The sequence below is a fragment of the Rhodococcus sp. AG1013 genome (assembly GCF_003350365.1).
Taxonomy (GTDB): Bacteria; Actinomycetota; Actinomycetes; order Mycobacteriales; family Mycobacteriaceae; genus Prescottella.
Genome location: NZ_QQAT01000012.1, coordinates 97818 through 115790, shown reverse-complemented (window position 1 = coordinate 115790; position 17973 = coordinate 97818). Strand labels below are relative to the sequence as shown.

At 71.9% G+C, this 17973-nt stretch carries 19 protein-coding genes; 3 read left to right on the top strand and 16 right to left on the bottom strand.

What is annotated here, in order from left to right; genetic code table 11:
• Positions 1 to 48 precede the first annotated feature (48 nt).
• Entirely contained in the window at positions 49 to 471 is a 423-nt protein-coding gene (locus DEU38_RS16035; protein WP_114722467.1) for an Hsp20/alpha crystallin family protein, read from the top strand.
• Here DEU38_RS16035 and DEU38_RS16030 read toward each other — a convergent pair.
• Genes DEU38_RS16030 through ppsA form a run of 3 tightly spaced genes read right to left on the bottom strand, consistent with a single transcriptional unit; the run spans position 455 to position 4128 of the window.
• Complete coding sequence (locus tag DEU38_RS16030; protein ID WP_181818811.1) at positions 455 to 1387, bottom strand: universal stress protein; 933 nt, start codon at positions 1385 to 1387, stop codon at positions 455 to 457. The genes DEU38_RS16035 and DEU38_RS16030 overlap by 17 nt on opposite strands.
• On the bottom strand, positions 1384 to 1809 hold the full coding sequence (locus DEU38_RS16025; RefSeq protein ID WP_114722396.1) for an HPP family protein: 426 nt from the start codon (positions 1807 to 1809) through the stop codon (positions 1384 to 1386). The genes DEU38_RS16030 and DEU38_RS16025 overlap by 4 nt, the downstream gene beginning before the upstream one ends.
• 3 nt (positions 1810 to 1812) lie before the next feature.
• Positions 1813 to 4128: a phosphoenolpyruvate synthase gene (ppsA, locus tag DEU38_RS16020; RefSeq protein WP_114722395.1), complete on the bottom strand. Its 2316-nt coding sequence runs from the start codon at positions 4126 to 4128 to the stop codon at positions 1813 to 1815.
• Between the two features lie 189 nt (positions 4129 to 4317).
• Here ppsA and DEU38_RS16015 point away from each other — a divergent pair, with 189 nt between their 5' ends.
• Positions 4318 to 5301 carry an Acg family FMN-binding oxidoreductase gene (locus tag DEU38_RS16015; RefSeq protein ID WP_258557947.1) on the top strand — a complete coding sequence of 328 codons (984 nt, stop codon included), beginning with the start codon at positions 4318 to 4320 and terminating at the stop codon, positions 5299 to 5301.
• Positions 5302 to 5323: 22 nt separating this feature from the next.
• Here DEU38_RS16015 and DEU38_RS16010 read toward each other — a convergent pair whose 3' ends face one another.
• Genes DEU38_RS16010 through DEU38_RS16000 form a run of 3 tightly spaced genes read right to left on the bottom strand, consistent with a single transcriptional unit; the run spans position 5324 to position 6961 of the window.
• Positions 5324 to 5875 carry a flavodoxin domain-containing protein gene (locus DEU38_RS16010; RefSeq protein ID WP_114722394.1) on the bottom strand — a complete coding sequence of 184 codons (552 nt, stop codon included), beginning with the start codon at positions 5873 to 5875 and terminating at the stop codon, positions 5324 to 5326.
• Positions 5863 to 6045: a hypothetical protein gene (locus DEU38_RS16005; protein WP_114722393.1), complete on the bottom strand. Its 183-nt coding sequence runs from the start codon at positions 6043 to 6045 to the stop codon at positions 5863 to 5865. The genes DEU38_RS16010 and DEU38_RS16005 overlap by 13 nt, the downstream gene beginning before the upstream one ends.
• A 25-nt stretch (positions 6046 to 6070) precedes the next feature.
• Positions 6071 to 6961 (bottom strand): universal stress protein, encoded by an 891-nt coding sequence (locus DEU38_RS16000; protein WP_220181926.1) that lies wholly within the window; start codon positions 6959 to 6961, stop codon positions 6071 to 6073.
• Between the two features lie 170 nt (positions 6962 to 7131).
• On the opposite strand from DEU38_RS16000, the gene DEU38_RS15995 reads away from it, so the two are divergent.
• Positions 7132 to 7764 (top strand): response regulator transcription factor, encoded by a 633-nt coding sequence (locus DEU38_RS15995; RefSeq protein ID WP_114722391.1) that lies wholly within the window; start codon positions 7132 to 7134, stop codon positions 7762 to 7764.
• A gap of 10 nt (positions 7765 to 7774) precedes the next feature.
• Here the strand turns inward: DEU38_RS15995 and DEU38_RS15990 are convergent, their stop codons facing one another.
• The 10 genes from DEU38_RS15990 to DEU38_RS15945 form a co-directional block, all read right to left on the bottom strand.
• Entirely contained in the window at positions 7775 to 8419 is a 645-nt protein-coding gene (locus tag DEU38_RS15990) for a V-type ATP synthase subunit D (protein ID WP_114722390.1), read from the bottom strand.
• Positions 8416 to 9810: a V-type ATP synthase subunit B gene (locus DEU38_RS15985; protein ID WP_114722389.1), complete on the bottom strand. Its 1395-nt coding sequence runs from the start codon at positions 9808 to 9810 to the stop codon at positions 8416 to 8418. Before DEU38_RS15985 ends, DEU38_RS15990 begins: the two co-directional genes overlap by 4 nt.
• Complete coding sequence (locus tag DEU38_RS15980) at positions 9807 to 11531, bottom strand: V-type ATP synthase subunit A (protein WP_114722388.1); 1725 nt, start codon at positions 11529 to 11531, stop codon at positions 9807 to 9809. Before DEU38_RS15980 ends, DEU38_RS15985 begins: the two co-directional genes overlap by 4 nt.
• Positions 11519 to 12043: a V-type ATP synthase subunit E family protein gene (locus DEU38_RS15975; RefSeq protein ID WP_181818810.1), complete on the bottom strand. Its 525-nt coding sequence runs from the start codon at positions 12041 to 12043 to the stop codon at positions 11519 to 11521. The genes DEU38_RS15980 and DEU38_RS15975 overlap by 13 nt, the downstream gene beginning before the upstream one ends.
• Positions 12040 to 12258 carry a hypothetical protein gene (locus DEU38_RS15970; RefSeq protein ID WP_114722386.1) on the bottom strand — a complete coding sequence of 73 codons (219 nt, stop codon included), beginning with the start codon at positions 12256 to 12258 and terminating at the stop codon, positions 12040 to 12042. Before DEU38_RS15970 ends, DEU38_RS15975 begins: the two co-directional genes overlap by 4 nt.
• 4 nt (positions 12259 to 12262) lie before the next feature.
• Positions 12263 to 12682 (bottom strand): ATP synthase subunit C, encoded by a 420-nt coding sequence (locus DEU38_RS15965; RefSeq protein WP_114722385.1) that lies wholly within the window; start codon positions 12680 to 12682, stop codon positions 12263 to 12265.
• Positions 12679 to 14067, bottom strand: coding sequence for a V-type ATPase 116kDa subunit family protein (locus DEU38_RS15960; RefSeq protein ID WP_258557946.1), 1389 nt, complete (start codon positions 14065 to 14067; stop codon positions 12679 to 12681). The genes DEU38_RS15965 and DEU38_RS15960 overlap by 4 nt, the downstream gene beginning before the upstream one ends.
• On the bottom strand, positions 14054 to 15004 hold the full coding sequence (locus tag DEU38_RS15955) for a hypothetical protein (RefSeq protein ID WP_114722383.1): 951 nt from the start codon (positions 15002 to 15004) through the stop codon (positions 14054 to 14056). The genes DEU38_RS15960 and DEU38_RS15955 overlap by 14 nt, the downstream gene beginning before the upstream one ends.
• A complete protein-coding gene (locus tag DEU38_RS15950) occupies positions 15001 to 15438 on the bottom strand; it encodes a hypothetical protein (protein WP_114722382.1) in 438 nt (145 codons plus the stop codon). Before DEU38_RS15950 ends, DEU38_RS15955 begins: the two co-directional genes overlap by 4 nt.
• Positions 15439 to 15541: 103 nt before the next feature.
• Complete coding sequence (locus tag DEU38_RS15945) at positions 15542 to 17953, bottom strand: ATP-binding protein (RefSeq protein WP_114722381.1); 2412 nt, start codon at positions 17951 to 17953, stop codon at positions 15542 to 15544.
• Between the last annotated feature and the right edge of the window lie 20 nt (positions 17954 to 17973).

Genomic DNA, 17973 nt, shown 5'->3' with positions numbered 1-17973 from the left:
ATGGAGTGGCGACCGATTGCGCGGTCTCCACGACAGCGAGGAGTGATCATGTCCAGTGTTCCGGCCCGGCGCCGTTCGGTGTTTCCGGACCTGTCCGAACTGTTCGACGCCTTCCCGGTGACAGGGTTCCGACCGCCGTTCGGCGGCAATCTGATTCGTGTCGAGGATCGGGTCGAGAACGACCGCTACATTCTGCGGGCCGAGCTTCCGGGGTTGGACCCGGAGAATGACATCAAGGTCAGTGTCGCCGACGGTCAACTGACGATCGAAGCGGAACGGTCCGAGGAGAAGTCCGAGGGCGGTCGGTCCGAGTTCAGCTACGGATCCTTCAGTCGCACGGTGGCGTTGCCTGCCGGTGCCGACGAGGAGAAGGTGGACGCGAGTTACTCGAAGGGCATCCTCGAGGTGACGGTGGGGCTGACGGCGAAGACGTCGGGTGCCAAGCAGATCCAGGTCAAGCCGGTCGACTGACCCCGGGCGACCGATCGCCGGGGGCGGAGCGGACGACCAGCAGCGGACACGTCACGGTGTGCAGCAGCGCGGTGCTGGTAGATCCGAGTGTCATGCTCGCGAAGCCGCCCCGCCCGCGGTTTCCGACGACGATCAGCCGGGCACCGTTTCCGCGCATCAGGAGATTGCGTACGGGCCGGTCCTGCACGACGATCGGACGGACGGCCACGTCCGGGTACTTTTCCTGCCACCCGGCCAGGCTTTCCGCGAGCACGGCCCGCTCGGCGGCCTCGGTGGTCAGCCACGGGAGACGGCTGGTGCCGGCGGACGGATCGAACGGGGAGCCGATCGACAGGTCGCGGTCTGACCACGCGTGTACCGCCACCAGTTCGGCACCGTGCAGCGAGGCTTCCTCGAACGCGGCGGCGACCGCCGGTTCACTGGCGGCAGTGCCGTCGACCCCGACGAGGACGGGGCCGTCCACCGGGGGCTCACCGGGGTGGGGCCATCCCGGGATCACCGCGACCGGGCAGTGGGCGTGCCGCACGAGCGCCGAGGTGACGGATCCGACGAGCCCGCCGGTGAACTCCCCCAACCCGCGGGTCCCGAGGACGATGGTGCGCGCGGTCCGTGAGTGCTCGAGCAGCGCGTTGACGGGGGTGGACTGCGACAACTCGGTGCGGGTGTCGACGGTGCCGCCGGGGATCTCGGCGGCCGCGAGCGCCACCGCGTCCTCGACGGCCCGCTCACCGGAGATCCGGAGGTCGTCGGTGAACGGCGACGACATACCGATGCCGCCGGGGCTGACACTCGACACGAGGAGCAGGGGCGCACCGAGGGCGTCGGCCTCCTGCGCCGCCCAGCGAACGGCGTCACGCGAGGTCGGCGAGCCGTCGACACCGACGACGATCGGGCCGTTCGGCAGGCCGTTGGTCATGGGGTTCTCCTCGGTGGTGCGGGCCCGGTCTCGCGGTGTGCGAGCGCCCGCACCAGTTCGAGGCGGGTGATCATCCCGATCGGCGTGAACCCGCGGACGACGGGCACCGCGCAGGTGCCGGGTTCGCCGAGGGCGGCTGCGACGTGCTCGATATCGGTGTCGGCGGTCATGGCGAGGACGGGTGTGGCCATTGCATCGGTGACGCTACCTCCGACGGCCTCCCCGATGTCGGACGATTCGAGAAGGTTCCGGATCCGTTCGAGCACATCGGTGGCGGTGACGAGGCCGACGAGGTGCCCGGAGGCGTCGACGACCGGCAGCGAGGTGTCCGGGGTGTCGGCCAGCAGTCGCACTGCCTGCGCGAGCGTGGAGTGCTCGCCGACGGCGACGATCCGGCTGGTCATGATGTCGCCGGCGCGCATCGGTCAGGCCTCCCCGCGGGAGGGCCCGCGGGCGTGTTCGAGCAGGACGCGCTGTTCGGCGGACGCGATCACGTGACGGGTGTGTGCCGCCGAGTCGGCGGTGACCGAGACGGAGGTGATGCCGCGCCGCACGAGATGCTCGGCGAGTCGCGGATCGGTGGAGACGGCCTGTCCGCACAGCGACGTGGTCAGGCCGGCGCGGCGGGCGGTGTCGATGATGCGGTCGATGGCGTCGAGGACGGCCGGGTCCATCGTGTCGAACAGGTCCTTGCAGATCTCGGAGTCCCGGTCGACGCCGAGCATCAGCTGGGTCAGGTCGTTGCTGCCGATGGAGACGCCGTGGATCCCGAGCTGGGCGTACGCGGGAATCCAGTACGCGACGGACGGCACCTCGGCCATGATCCAGCGGAGCATGCCGTGGTCGGTGCCGAGCGGATGGGCGTCGAGTTGGGCGAGGCAGCGGGCGAGTTCCCAACGGGTCCGCACGAACGGGATCATCAGGTGCACGTTCGGTAGGTGCCGCCGGACCCGGTGCAGCACGTCGAGGTCGAGTGCGAACAGTTCCGGTTCGCGGACGTACCGGAAGCAGCCGCGGTATCCGATCATCGGGTTGTCCTCGTCGGGTTCGACGTCGCCGCCCTCGAGTTCGGCGAATTCGTTGGAGCGCAGGTCCACCGCCCGGTAGACGACGGGGCGGGGCGCGAAGGCCGCGGCGATGTGTTCGACCCCGGCGGCCATCTCGTCGATGTACTCCTGGCGCCGCCCGTCGGCGATCATCGCCGCGGGGTGGGCGCCGCCGAGCGCTCCGGTGATCATGAACTCGGCGCGCAGCAGCCCCACCCCGTCGACGTCGGTCGCGGCGACGCGCTCGGCGGCGTCGGGTGTGGCGAGGTTGACGTACACGGCAGTGGCCGTCGTAGCCGCGGGGGCCGCGCGCACCGGTTCGGCTGTGCGGCCGGGTTCGGGCTCCGTGGTCGCAGGGCGCGCGCCGGCGTGGACGGTGCCGCGATCCCCGTCAACGGTGACGAGGGTGCCGTCGGCGATCGTGGTGGTCGCGTCGTGGGTTCCGACGACGACGGGACGGCCGAGTTCGCGGCCGACGATCGCGGCATGACAGGTCACTCCCCCGCCGTCGGTGACGATCGCTGCGGCGCGGCGCAGGACCGGCAACCAGTCGGGGCGGGTCATGGGTGCGACGAGGATGTCGCCGTCGGCGAGGCGGGCCGCGTCGGCGAGTTCGGTGAGGACCCGGGCGGTTCCCGTGGCGGTGCCGGGGCCGGCGCCGAGTCCGTGTGCCAGTGGGGTTGCCCGGTCCGCTGTTCGTGCCGCGGGTGCGGACTGCCCGCTGTCGCCGAGGGTGGTGATCGGGCGGGTCTGCACGAGCCACAGTTGTGGTCCCTCGAACGCGAACTCGAGGTCCTGCGGTTTGCCGTAGTGGGCTTCCACCGACGCGGCCAGCTTCGCGACCTGCACCACCTGGGTGTCGGCGAGCACCTGGCCGGAGGCGTCATCGGTCGAGAGTTCGACGCGGCGGTCGCCGGTGTCGGAGGGTTCGATCGCGAAGGCTTGGGTGCCGAGGTGTCGGTCGAGGACGGTGAAGCCGTCCTTCGCGACCACGTAGGTGTCGGGTTCGACCTGTCCGCCGACGATCACCTCGCCGAGGCCGAGGGCCGACTCGATGACGATCCGGTCCCGCGCGCCGGTGCGGGGGTCTGCGGTGAACGCGACGCCGGAGCGATCGGAGCGGACCATGCGCTGCACCACGACCGCGATCGACGGCTCGTCGTCGTACTTGCGCAGAATCCGATAGGTCAGTGCCCGTGGGGACCACAGCGACGCCCAGCACTTGCGGAGCGCGTCGATCAGGGCGTCGACGCCGACGACGTCGGTGTAGCTCTCGTGGATTCCGGCGAACGAGGTGTCGGCGGCGTCCTCGGCGGGCGCGGAGGAGCGCACCGCGACCGACACGTCGTCGCCGAGGTCCCGGTACGCCCGCTGGATCTGGTCCTGCATGTTCTCCGGGAGAACGACGTCCCGGACGAGGCGCTGCAGTTCCTCGGCGGCGCGGGTGATCCGGGCGTCGTCGGCGGTGCGGGATGCGACGCCGCGCGCGGCGAGGTCGGCGCGGATACCGGCCGCGTCCATCGCCGCGAGGTACGCGTACTCGGGAACCGCGAAGCCCGGCGGCACCGGGAAGTGGTTGCGGGTGAGTTCGCCGAGGTTGGCGGCCTTGCCGCCGACCGACGGTGCGTCCGCGAGACCGAGTCGGTCGATGGACGCGGTCCAGCGCTGTTGTGTCCGGGCAGGCTGAGCGGTCATGGTCCGAGCTCCTCGGTCGGGACGCGGTGGTCGGTCACCGTCTGCTCTTCAGCAAACACCTGGCCGGGTGTGCTCGACAGGGCCCAAGGTCATCGGACGTGCCTGGCCCCGCGCGGTCGGTGCGCGGTCGGTGCGGAAAGGGCCCTTGGGCCCTTCCCCGGTCCGTGGCGCCGCGACGAGACTCGGTTGATGATGGCAGCCGGTGTGGCACTCCAGTCCATTCGAGAGGCAGTCGAGACGGCCTGCCGGGCGCCGTCGTTGCACAACAGTCAGCCGTGGCGGTGGACCATGTCCGGCGGCCGACTCCAGTTGCACGCCGACGGCTCCCGTTCGGTTCCTGTCGCCGATCCGATCGGCCGGCAGATGGTGATCAGTTGCGGTGCCGTGCTGCACCATTTCGCGGTCGTGATCTCCCGGTACGGGTGGGGCGCGGCGGTCGAGCGACTCCCCGACTCGCGGAACCCGATGCACCTGGCGACGGTGGCGTTCGAGCCCTTGCCCCGGTCGCGGGCAGCGGACACCGAGAACCGGTCGGATGCGTTGCGCACCGCGATCGCCCACCGGCGCACCGATCGCCGTCCGTTCGCCGCCCCGCGCCCCGCGGATCTCGTCGGCGTGGACGAGGATCTGGTCCCCCGGTTCGGGGCGTCCTTGACGATGCTCGGCGAGGACGGCCCGTCTCGGATGGCGGAGGCGGCGCGGAACAGCGCCTCGATCCGCCGCTACGATCCGGCCTACCACGCCGAACTGTATTGGTGGGCGGGCCATCGGCTGCCCGACCAGGGTATTCCCGGCGCGGCGCTGCCGGCCGAGGGCGCCGTCCCGGTCGGTCGCGAATTCCCGGTGGGTACGCTCGCGTCCCCGGAATCGGGCCCGGACCGGGCCGCGCTGGCCGTGATCAGCACCGAGGCCGACACCCGACTGGACTGGCTGCGCAGCGGTGAGGCGCTGTCGCACGTCCTGCTCACGGCCACGTCGCGAGGCCTGGCCACGTGCCCCCTGACGCATCTCACCGAGGTGTCGGCGAGCCGGGCGCTGGTCGGTGATGCGGGCGCCGACGCGGGTGAGCGATTCCCGTTCCCTCAGATCGTGGTCCGTATCGGCGCCCGGCCCGGTGGTGATGCGCCGCCGATGACGGGTCGCCGTCCGGTCGACGAGGTGTGGCGGGCGTGAGGATCGAGAGGGTACGCGGCGGTCAGGAGTGGGTCTGTCGATCGATCTCGACTGCGATGTCGTCGGCCCATGCCTCGACTGCGCTCCATTCCCGGTAGTCGCCGTAGTGGCCGCCCATGGCGCGGAAGACCATTCGCCCGGCCCGACCGGTGTCGGCCGCGTCCGTGGCGCAGAAGCGGCCGCTGAAGCGGTGGTGCCCGCGGAGGTGGGTCCGGGCCCGTAGCTGCTGGACCGCGGTCGGCTCGCGGGTGCGCAGCATCCGTCGGAGCAGCGCCGTGACGGGGCGGGCGAGCGCGCTTCCCTCGTCGCCTACCATCCCGACCGAGAACGCCCAGACGGGGAGTTCCTCGGCGCCCGCGGCGAGATGGTCCACGAACCGCGCCGCCGTCGGTAGCCATTCGCTCTCGTGTACCGCACTGCCGATGACCAGGGTGCTCGGTCGCGTGCCGGCAGGTATCTCGGCGCAGTCGCGGACCTCTACGTCCAGGCCGCGGTGGGTCAGCCGCCGGCCGAGACTGCGGGCGATCCCCGCGGTCGACCCGTGAGCCGACGCGTATGCGATCAGGGTCGGCATTGTCCGCCGTCCTCGTCTGCCGGAAGGCGGTCGAGGTCGGGGTGGGGGTCCGGGCCGCTCGGCCCGCTGACGACGCACGGTCGGCGCCGTTCGAACGCCCGCGCGATCGCATCGCCGACATCCACGGCGGAACCGGCCATCAGGTAGATCTGCGCGTCGAGCCTGCCCACAGCGTTCCCTCCGGTCGGTGGCCGGTCATGTTCGAACGATCATCAGCGGGCATGTCGCCGTGTGCAGGAGCGTCGTGCTGGTGGAACCGAGCAGCATGCCCGCGAAGCCGCCGCGCCCGTGGCTGCCGACCACGAGCAGTTCCATGTCCGCGGACTGCTCACGCAGCTCGTCCGCCGCCTGCCCCCGCACCACCATCGGTGACACGGCGGTCTCGGGGTAGCGCTCCTGCGAGCCGGCGAGGCTCTCGGACAGGACCGCCCGCTCGGCGACCTCCACCTGGTCCCACGGCAGGTCGAGTTGGTCGTCGAATGCCGTGGACAGCGCGAACGGCGACCAGGTGTGGATCGCGACGATGTCGGTGCCGCGCAGCGCCGCCTCCTCGAAAGCCACGACCAGGGCCGATCGGCTGTTCTCGGAGCCGTCGATACCCACGACGACGGCGCCGGTTCCCGAAGTCTGACCTGCCTGTCCCCGGATCACGACAACCGGGCAGTGCGCGTGGGTGGCGAGGGCGGTGGTCACCGAACCGGCGAGCACCGCGGTGAGTCGGGTGAGCCCGCGGCTGCCGAGGACCATCATCCGTGCCGACTTCGAGACCTCGATCAGGACCGGCCGCGCCGAGCCCTCGAGAACCTCGGTCGTGACTTCGGTGGCGTCCGGGTCGGTCAGTGCGGTGCGGGCGATCGCGGTGGCCTCCGTGAGGTGCGCGTGTACGGCGCGGTCGCGGTCCGTGAAGTAGCTCGGCGGCAAGCGGATTCCGTCGCCGTACGGGGTGGGCGCACCCAGCGCGGTCACGATGTGCAATCTGCGACGGTGGTACCGGGCCTCCCGCGCCGCCCAGCTCACCGCGGCATACGACGTCGCGGATCCGTCGACTCCCACGACGATCGGCGATTCGGACTGGGCACCGTCCACGGTCGCTCCTCCAAACACGTTCGCGTCCCCCCATCGTTTCGGTGTCCGTCGCACGCGGGTAGGGCCGGAAGTCCCGGTGTCCGCGACCCGGTCCTGGCTGGGCCGAGTCCGCAAGGTCGTGGGAGTCCGCAGGTCGTAGGATCGGATCGAATGCACCTGGAGGTGCTCGGATGTTGACCGTCTTTCTGGTGGACGACCACGAGATCGTGCGGCGTGGCCTGGCCGAACTCATCGACGCGGACTCCGAGATGGAGGTGATCGGGCAGGCGGAGAACCGCTCGCAGGCGCTGGCGCGGATTCCGGCGCTGCGGCCGGACGTCGTACTCCTCGACGTCCGGTTGCCCGACGGCAGCGGTATCGATGTGTGTCGCCAACTCCGCACGCGTCTGCCGGAGCTCCGCTGCTTGGTGGTCACCTCGTTCCGGGACGAGCGCGCGATGCGGGAGGCCACCGCTGCCGGCGCGAAAGGCTATGTGGTCAAGGATATTCGGGGAATGCAGCTGGTGGAGGCCGTGCGGGAGGTCGGGGCTGGGCACACGCTGCACGACACTCGGGTCGTCCAGCAGGCGCGCCCGAGCCGACCCGGGCGCGGCCTGCCCGACGATCTCACGGCACAGGAGCGGCGGCTGCTTGTGTTGCTCGGTGAGGGGTTGACCAATCGGCAGATCGCGGCGCGCATGTTCCTGGCCGAGAAGACGGTGAAGAACTACGTCTCGCGGCTACTGGCGAAACTCGGGGTGCAGCGCCGCACCCAGGCGGCGGTGCTGGCCGCGAAACTGCAGGTGTCGAACGAGGTCGACTGACCCGGTCGCGCTACGTCCCTGCCTCGGGCTGCCGAGGCCCGTCTGCCGTGCGTCGGTCCATAACCCACCGCCGCCGGACGGCATCCGCATGTTCCTGTTCCTCGAGTTCCAGTCGCAGCCTCCTCAGTTCGTCCTCGAGGGCGGGAATCCAGCGCTGCGAGAGCGCGCGCATCCGCCGCGCGGTCGTCCGTTCCTCGGCGCGCACCGTGCGCACGGCCGCCAGGGCCGCCGCGTGCCGGACGGCCGCCTCGAGTGCCGCGCGGTGGCTGCGACGTGCGTCGAACACCGCGGGTCCGTCCAGCGGGTCGTCCCGCAGCGGCTCTGCCGGTGTCGTCACCGTGGCAGAGGCCGGGTACCGCACCCCCATCGATCGCGCCCATTCGATGTCGACCTGCGCCGTCTCGCCGGTACCCAGCCGGATCGCCCGCTCGCCACCGAGCAGGAGGACCCGGACGAGCCACGCGTCGGCCTCCCGGCAGGTGTCCTGCCATGCGGTGGCGGTGTCGGCCGCCACCCGCTCGAGTCGCTCCCCCTCGGCGAGCAGGACCTGCCGCTTGCGGTCGAGCAGGTCCACTCCCCGCCGGGCCACCTCCAATCGGCGCTCGAGCCACAGTCGCCCCGTCCGTCCGGGAGGCACGTGCCCCATCCGCTTCATGACGGGCTACCCTCCGCCGGCCGGTAGTGCGCGTCGAGCAGGCTCTGCGGGAGCATCGTCAACTCCGAACGCGGGAGCGTCGACAGCGCTGCCCACGCCCGGTTCAGCGTGTCGTCCAGGGATCGGGTTTCGTCGGCTCCCTGATCGAGCAGGTGCCGTTGGACGGTCCGGGTGAATCCCAGGTATGCGCGATCGACGGTGCCCAGTGCGTCCTCGCCCATCAGTTCCGCCAGCTCGCCCACCTGGCGCGCCTTCGACATCGACGCCAGCACCTGGGCCGCCAGATCGAGGTGGTCGGCGCGGGTGCGGCCGGGACCGGCGCCCCGGCGCATCAGGCGCGACAACGACGCGAGCACGTCGACCGGCGGATAGATCCCGTCCTTCTGCTGTTGCGGCGACAACACGATCTGCCCCTCCGTGATGTAGCCGGTCAGATCTGGCACGGGATGGGTGATGTCGCCCGAGGGCATCGTGAGTACCGGCACGACGGTCACCGAGCCCGGTCGGCCCCGGATGCGCCCGCAGCGCTCGTACAACGAGGCCAGATCGCTGTACAGATAGCCCGGATAGGCCCGCCGGCCCGGGATCTCGCCGCGCGCGGCCGACACCTCCCGCACCGCCTCCGCGTACGACGTCATGTCGGCCATGACGACGAGGACGTGGCGACCGTCGTCGAACGCGAGGTGCTCGGCGATCGTCAGGGCCAGTCGGGGCGTGAGGACCCGCTCGACCGCGGGCTCGTCGGCAGTGTTCAGGACCAGTACGAGATCTCCTGCGGCGGAACGCTGTTCGAGTCGGTTGCGCACCGCGTCGGCGTCGGCGTGGGTCAGTCCCATGCCCGCGAATACGACGGCGAACGGTTCGCCGGCGACATTGGCCTGCGCGGCCACCTGCGTGGCTAGCTCCAGGTGCGGGAGCCCGCCGACGGAGAACACCGGCAGCTTCTGCCCGCGCACCACGGTGGTCAGCGCGTCGATCGCGGAGACGCCGGTGAGGACCGCGTCGGCGGGTGGATCGCGGTGCGTCGGGTTGAGCGGGAAGCCGGACACGGGGGCCCGCCGGGTGGCGAGGACCGGCGGTCCCCCGTCGACCGGTTCGCCGCGGCCGTTGCAGACCCGCCCCAGCCAGCCCGAACCCACCGGGACGTGCAGTGCCTCGCCGGCGAAGGAGACGAACGTGTTCTCGGGGCGCATGCCGTCCGTGCGTTCGAGCACCTGTAACACGGCCAGGTCGCGGTCGACCTCGAGCACCTGGCCGTGCCGGATTTCTCCGGACCCGAGCCGGATCAGCGCCGATTCGTCCCAACCCACACCCGTGACCCCGCGCACCACCAGCAGGGGGCCGCGCAGCCGGCTCACCTGCGAGTACTCGACGTGTGGCGCCCCGCTCACGACAACTCCTCGAGCCGGGCGAGCATGTCGTCGCGGATACGCTCCACCCGGTCGAGATCGTCGGGTCCGGCCTCCTCCCGTGCCTGCACCAGTGGGCCGAAATCCACGGCCTCCAGCGCGTCGGCCTCCACTCCGGCGTCGACGAGGGACGTGCACCGGTCGATGACCGCCAGGACTGCGTCCGCGAGTGCGGCGCCCTTCGCGGCGGAGCAGAAGCCGTCGTTGTCGCTGAGTGCGCTCTGTTGCAGGACGCCTTCCCGCAGCAGTCGGCCGCCGAGCATGACGACGCGTTCGGCGGCGGGCATCGAGTGACGGCCGACGAGTTCGGCGAGTGCGTCCAGGCGGTCGGCGTCCGCGAGCAGGCTACTGATCCGGGCGCGCCGACGGGTCCACCCCGGATCCCCGTCGCGGGCACGTCGGGCGGCGATCGCCGCGGTGTCGGTGGAGAACGACCCCGACCAGGCGACCGCCGGATAGTGCCGCGCGTACGCCAGGTCCCGGTCGAGGCTCCACACCGCGCGTACGAAACGCAGGGTCTGGGCGGTCACCGGCTCGCTCATGTCGCCCCCGGACGGGGAGACCGCGCCGACGATGGTGACCGAGCCGCGTCGGCCGCCGAGCGTGACGACCTGGCCGGAACGCTCGTAGAACGCGGCGAGCGCCGACGCGAGATCGGCGGGATAGCCCTCCTCGGCCGGGAGTTCGCCCGACCGCGAGGCGAACTCGCGCAGCGCCTCCGCCCACCGCGACGTGGAGTCGGCGATGACGACGACGTGGTGTCCGAGATCCCGAAAGTACTCGGCGACCGTCACGCCGCTGTAGATGCTCGACTCGCGGGCCATCAACGCCATGTTGGAGGTGTTCGCGATGACGACGGTCCGGGCCGCGAGCGGGTGTCCGGTGCGGGGATCGGTGAGCGAGGCCAGATCCTGCACGACGTCGGCCATCTCGTTGCCGCGTTCGCCGCAGCCCACGTACACGATGACGTCGGCGTCGCACCATTTCGCGATCTGCTGCAGCAGCATGGTCTTCCCGGTGCCGAAACCGCCGGGAACCGCCGCCGTGCTGCCCCGCGCGATCGGGAACAGCATGTCGAGGACCCGTTGCCCGGTGTGCAGGACCTCGACGTCGTCGATGCGGGTTCGGGAGGGGCGCGGTCGTCGGACCGGCCACCGCTCCGACAGCGGCACCGCGGTGCCGGAAACCGACGCGATCACCGCCTCTGCACGGTAGCGGCCCGGGGCCGCGACGGAGTCGACGATCCCGTCCAGGGTGGGCGGCACCAGGATCGGCACGGTGAGCGGACCGCCGGTGGTCACCACACCGAGTTCGTCTCCCGACTGCGCATGTACGCCGACCCGCGTGGTCGGGGTGAACTCCCAGCAGTGCTCGTCGGCGCTGTCACCGGACGCGCCCGGTGACAGCCACGTCCCCGCGTCCGAGAGTGGCCGCAACAGCCCGTCGAAGACCCCGCCGAGCAGCCCGGGGCCCAGCCGCGCCGACAGCGGGGCCCCCGAGGACTCGGCCGGCGCGCCGGGCGCGAGTCCGGCGGTGTCCTCGTACGCCTGCACGGTGACCAGTCCGTCGTCGATCGCGACGACCTCGCCGGGGAGTCGGCGCGCGCCGAGCGCGACGATGTCGAAGATGGCGACTGCCGGCAGCTGCTCCACTTCGACGAGCGAGCCCGAGACTCGGACCACCCGGGCCGTCACGGCGCCCACACCCCGGAGACGGCGTCGCCGAGTGCTGTCAATTGCTGCTCGGCCAGGTCCGGGAGTGAATACACGACCCGACGGCCGGGCGCGGTGCCGACGACGCCGCCCTCCGGGTGGTCCTGAATATCGGCACCGGCTCCGAGCACGGCGCGGGCCTGTCGCGCCAACTGCGCGCGCAGCGCAGGGTACCCGGGGTCCCGCCGGAGCTCGGTGGCGGCGGCCCGGACCCTTGCCCGCAGTTCGTCGTACACCTCCCGTTGGGCGGCGAGCACGACGGCGCGGGCGTCCCGACGGGCCCGGGAGCGTTCCGCGGCCACGAGAAGGTCACCGTCGGTCTCCCCGTCCGCCCGCGCCTGCGCAAGCAGCGCCTCGGCCGCCCGATCGGCCTCCGCCACGGTCGCCGCGGCCTTCGCCGCTGCCGCCGCCCGGATCCGCTCGGCGTCACGCCGCGCCTGTGCCGCCAGTGCCCTGCGCACGGGGGCGAGGGCATCGGTCGCGGCGGTCTGCACCGTGGTCACGGCATCACCACAGCCAGGGGGCGCTCGCCGCGCAGGAGGTCCGGCGCCAGCGCCCGCGCGGCGGCCGCGGTGACCACCACCACCGCCACATCGTCGGGTATGGACTCCCATGCGGCGCGGACCGCGGCGTCGTCGGGGGCAGCGAGCACGAGCGCACCGGCGAGCGCGTAGCCCTGCACCGCCGGTGCGGCACCCAGGACCGCGACCCGGGCCACGTTGTCAGGCCTTCCCGATGAGGATGATCGCGACGATCAGCCCGTAGATCGCGATCCCCTCGGCCAGTCCGACGATCACCATCGCCCTGCCGAACAGTTCGGGTCGCTCGCTCATCGCGGCGAGCGCGGCCGCACCGGTATAGGCGACGGCGATCGCGGCCCCGATCGAGGATCCGGCCACGGCGATCGCGGCGCCGAGTAACGCGGCCCAGTTGGCGGCCGGCTGGGGAGCCTCCGCCAGCACCGTCGCCGCCGCCGGTGTCCCACTGGCGGCGACGATCACCGCGGCGACGGCGCCGAGCAGGACCGCAAGGTCGAAGGCGATGACCAGACCGAGCGCGACGCGGCCACCACGGCGCAGGATCAACAGGATCGCGGCGACGGCCACGAACAGGGCCGGCAGCGCGTACAACCAGATGGTCACGGGATCCTCCTCGACGGTTCGAGCGGAACATGCCACGGACGGAACGGACGTCCCTCCGTGACGAAGATCCGCGAGAACAGTTCGTAGTATTCGAGTCGCAGCGCCTGCACCCCGGCGACGAGGGCCTCGAGCGCGAACGCGAGTGCGTTGCCGACGCTGAATACGGCGACCGCGGCGACCATCCCGACACCTCCGAGCCGCCACAGGTTCGTCGTGCCGTCCCACACCACCATCCCGACCGCGGCGTGAGTGAGCCCGAACGCGGCCAGTCGGGCGAACGAGACGAGGTTGGCACCCAACCGGATCACCGCGTCGAACAGTTCGACGACGGTCTGCACGACACCGGCGGCACCGCCCTCAGCGGTGGCGAGGAATCCGACCGAGGCGAGCAGTAGTCCGAGCGCCACGACGACGCCCCCGGCGAGCAGCCACCCGCTGCCTGCGACGAGTCCGAGCACGACCATCCCGAGCCCCGCGAACACCGCGGCGCCGGCCAGCCCGGACGGAGCGCTCAGCGCGGCAGCCCATCCGCCCTCGCGCCAGCGATTGACGGTGCCGAGGACGTAGGCGCCCGCGAGGAGGACCGCCCCGACACCAAGAGCGACACCCAGCAGCGTGACCGGCTGTTCGAGCGGCGCGATCCACAGCACGGGCACCACTCCGGTGGGGCCGAAACATTCGCCGTACAACAACCCGAAGACCGCCGCCGCCGCGCCGGCCCCCGCCACGAACGGCCATACCCGGCCGTAGCGAGCCGTCCATGGGAGCCGTCCGGCGCGAAGCAGCAGACCTCCGATGACCAGGAGCGCGCCGTGGCCGACGTCGCCGAACATCATCCCGAACATGAACACGTAGGCGAGTCCGGCGGCCAGTGTCGGATCCAGGTCCGCGTACGGGACGGTGCCGTAGGTGTCGACGAGCGGTGCGAACGAGCGCCGCAGCGTCCCTCCGGTGGCGAGGGCCGTGGGCGGGTCGGTGCCGAGCGGTGTCAGGAGGAGGACCACGGCGCCGCCTTCCGGTTCCAGTTGCCGTGCCAGCCCGAGCACGTCGGATTCGCGCGCCCACCCGGCGAAAGCGGCAACACCACCGCGCACCACCGCCGCGGCGCCCACCACGTCCAGTTCCGACTCACCGGCGAGGAGATCGCGGCGCCCGGCCCGCTCCAGCGCGTCGCGATCGGGCGTCGTGAGCGACAGTCGCGGTGCGGTCGGCGTATCGCCCCCCGCGCGGAGAGCGTCTCTGCTCGCGGTCGGCGGTTCGGGCACATCGATCTCGACGATTCCCGCGTCCGCCGTCTGCACGAGGACCGGGCGGATACGGGCGACCGGCGCGACGAGCGCCACTCGCCGCATCCGGGCCGGAGCCGCGGCACTAGGCCACCACATCGAACGCCTCCACCGCCGAGTCGCCGACGACCTCGTGGCGCGCCGCGGATGCGAGTGCCGCGCGCGCACGCCAGGCGTCCGCCGCGAGAACCGCGACGGCCCCGACGACCGGCCCGCGCCCGAATCCCTGCTCACGCAGGAGCGCGAACCCGTCACGGTCGATGCGGCGCCACCATGCCGCCTCGCCTCGCCACACGTTCTCGGGGCGGTCCACCCGATCGAAAGCCCACCGGGTGTCGGCGGGTAGGTGTTCGACGGCGGCGGCTACCTGCGTCGACGTCGGGCCGACGACGTCGACGAATCCGGGCCCGATCACGGTCGCCGCGCGCCGGGCCAGCGCGGGTGGAAGGACTCGCCTGTCCGACCAGGCGATGCGCGCGAGCAGCAGCGCCGTGGCGGCACGCGCCCATCTGGCCGCTTCGGGGATCGGTCCCATCACCTGATCCGCCCAGTTCAGGCGGAGCCCGACTCCGACCTCCCATGCGGACGAACCGCCGGGATCGCCCCACGGAGTCGACCGCAACGCCTCGCGCAGGACGGGCGCGGCGTGGATGCCGACGATGCGGTGGCCGGCCGTCGCGAGCGCCCCGAGGCGGTACAGCGGATCGCCCACGCCGCGCCCGTCCTGCGCCAGTTGCTCGTCGATGTTCGCGATCTCGAACCCGCGGGCGAGGAGTCGGACGACGTCGACGCCGTCGTGGGGCAGCCAGCCCGCAAGCACCCGCAATTGCCACAGCAGTGTTGCGCTGACACCGTGTTGTGCCGCGGCGAGGGAATCGGCGGGATGGACGGCGTGTCCGTACGGTGTCTGCGACACCGCCCGGACTGCGTCGGATCGGGTCCCGGAGCGCGCCAGCTGACGTGCCGCGTCGGCGCCGATCCGTCGCTGCGCCAGTGCCCGCGCACGCACCGTGCCGGCAACCCACGAGGTGCTCACGACGGGCCGCCAATCGCGCCGCCCCGAATGTCGTCGACGACGCGCCGCACCAGATCGGGGATTCGTTCGCGGCCGCGTTCGCGCACCACGTCCGCTTCCCGGCGCGCGTCGGCGACGATGCGCTCCGCCTGCTGTGCCGACCCGCGGCCCACCTGGGCCGCGGCGGCGGAGCGTTCCGCCTCGGCGCGCAGTCGGGCGTCGGTGAGGCGATCGCGGGCCCGCTGCGCGGCCAGCTCCGTCGTGCGTTGCGCCTTCTGCTCGGCCTCGGCCCGGACGCGGTCGGCCTGCGCGTCGTCGTCCGCCACCAACGCGAGGATCGGGGCGAGCTCGGCGGACAGTTCGGACACGCGGTCCGCCGGGACACCGGTGGAGGCCGCGGCGCCGGGGGTTCCCGCGGGGCGGAACCGCCTGAGCAGATCTCGAGAGCGTGGCATCCGTCCTCCCCTGCACCTGGCGAAGACCTCGATCACGGGTCGTGACGCACGAGCTGATCTGACCAGCACACCCCAGACGCGGCCGCCCGAGTAGGGCCAACTGTCACCGAATGGACGATGCGCCGTCGGCGGCACCGGAGGCCGCATCCAGTGTGACGAGGACGGTCAGGCCACCGCCCGGCGTTGCCGTCGCAGTCGCGGTGCCGCCCATCGCTTCGACGAACCCGCGCGCGACCGACAACCCCAGCCCCAGCCCCGCCCCGGCCGCGTGCCGGCCGTCCTCGAGGCGCTGGAACGGGTCGAAGATGCGGCTCTCACTGCCCGGTGGGATGCCCGGACCCGCGTCGGCGACGGTGATGACGCCGAGCTCGCCCACCCGCGCGGCACCGACGCGGACCGGCCGACCACCGCTGTGGCGCAGCGCGTTCGCCAGCAGGTTCTCGAGGACGCGCCCGAGCAGCCCCGGGTCGGCACGAACCGAGACGGCGTCGACGTCGACGTTTACGCGGTCCGGGCCGATCCGGTCGCGTCCGTCGGCGGCCCGCGCGATCGACAGCAGAGCACCGTGCACTGATTCCTCGACGGCCACGCGGTGCATCGTCGGGCGCACCTCGCCGGCCGCGAGTCGCGACGAATCGATCAGGTCGTCCACCCGTTCGATCAGCCGATCGGTCGATTCCTCGGACGTCGCGAGCAATTCGTCGACATCGCGCGCGGTGAACTCGCCCGGTTCCCGACTGCGCAGACTGGACAGCGCGACCTTGATCGCGGCCAGCGGTGTCCGCAGGTCGTGGCTGATCCCGGCGAGCAGCGCCCGCCGCAGGTCGGCGGTGGTGGCGAGGGCACGGGCCTCGCCGGCGGCGTCGACGAGGTTCTGCTGCCGGTACAACGCGACCGCCTGATTGGCGACCGCGGTCAGGACGCGGCGGTCGTGGGCGCGCACACCGCGGCCCGACAACGCGAGCGCATATTCACCGTCGCCGACCTCGCACACGGTGCTCGCGGCGGCTGTCGTGCCGGGCGGATGCGCACCGACCGAGCAGACCGGACCGGCGCCGCGGCGCAGCACGCTGACCCCGTTCTGTCCGAACGTCTCGCGGACCCGCTCGAGCAGGGCCGGAAGGTCGGATCCCCGCAGCACCGAACCCGCGAACAGAGCGAGCAGTTCGGCTTCCTGAGAGGCGCGGCGGGCCTGGCGAGTTCGGAGGACCGCAACGTCCACCAGCGCGACGACCGCCAACGACATCAGGAAGACTGCACCGGCGAACAGCGCGATCGCGCCCGTGGTCTCGGCACGCAGTCCGCTCCGGGTCGCCAGCAGCGTGGACGCAGCGGTCAGTATCAGTACTGCGACCCCGCTCGAGACGACGAGCCACCTGGTTTCCGCCACGGAGAGCCGTGGCCCTCCCGCGGCCCCGGCGTGGGTGACGATGTGCACATCGATCTGTCCGGCTCCCCGGATCACCTCTTCTCCGACGCCTTCGTCGAGGATCCGGAAAAGGCGTGACCGCCGGGAGGATCCGATCACCAGCTCGGTCGCGTCTACCGAGCGTGCGAACTCGAGGAGCGCCTCGGCCACGTCGTTCCCGACGACGCTGTGCACACTCGCCCGTGAAGCGGACGCGAGACGTCGGATCTCGGCCATCGTGGCGGTGGATGCGCCGGCGGTCCCGTCCCCGCTGACGACGTGAACCACCATCAGCCGTGCGCTGGACCGGGCGGCGATGCGGGCGGCCCGGCGAACCAGCTTCACCGATTCCGGCCCGCCGGTCACGGCGACCACGACGCGCTCGCGGGTCTCCCAGATGTCGGTGACGCTCTCGTCGACGCGGTATTTGTCCAACGCCATGTCGACCTGATCGGCCAGCCACAGCAGGGCCAGCTCCCGTAACGCGGTGAGGTTCTCGGGCCGGAAGTAGTTGCTCAGCGCGGCATCGACCCGGTCCGCGGCATAGACCTTGCCCTGGGCGAGCCGGTGGCGCAGCTCCCCCGGCGTGACGTCGACCATCTCGACCTGGTCGGCGTCGCGGACGACGTCGTCGGGAACCGTCTCCCTCTGTGCGATGCCGGTGATGTGCTCGACCACGTCGTTGAGGCTCTCGAGATGCTGGACGTTGACGGTCGAGTAGACGTCGATTCCGGCTTCCAGAAGCTCGTCGACGTCCTGCCATCGCTTCTCGTGCCGGCTCCCGGGAAGATTCGTGTGGGCGAGCTCGTCGACCAGCGCGATGCGGGGGCGCCGGCCGAGCACGGCGTCGACGTCGAGTTCGTCGAAGGTGGCGCCGCGATAGGTCACCCGACGCGGGGGGACTGTTTCGAGCTCCTCGAGCAGTGCCGACGTCTCGGCGCGACCATATGTCTGGGCCACCCCGACGACGACGTCGACACCCTGCGCCGACTGCCGGTGCGCCTCCGCGAGCATCGCGCAGGTCTTGCCAACCCCCGGGGCGGCCCCCAGATAGATGTGCAGTGCCCCGCGCCGCGGCGGGGGTTCGGGGTGCGCGGAGCTCGTCATGGTCTCCGACGGCCTCCCAT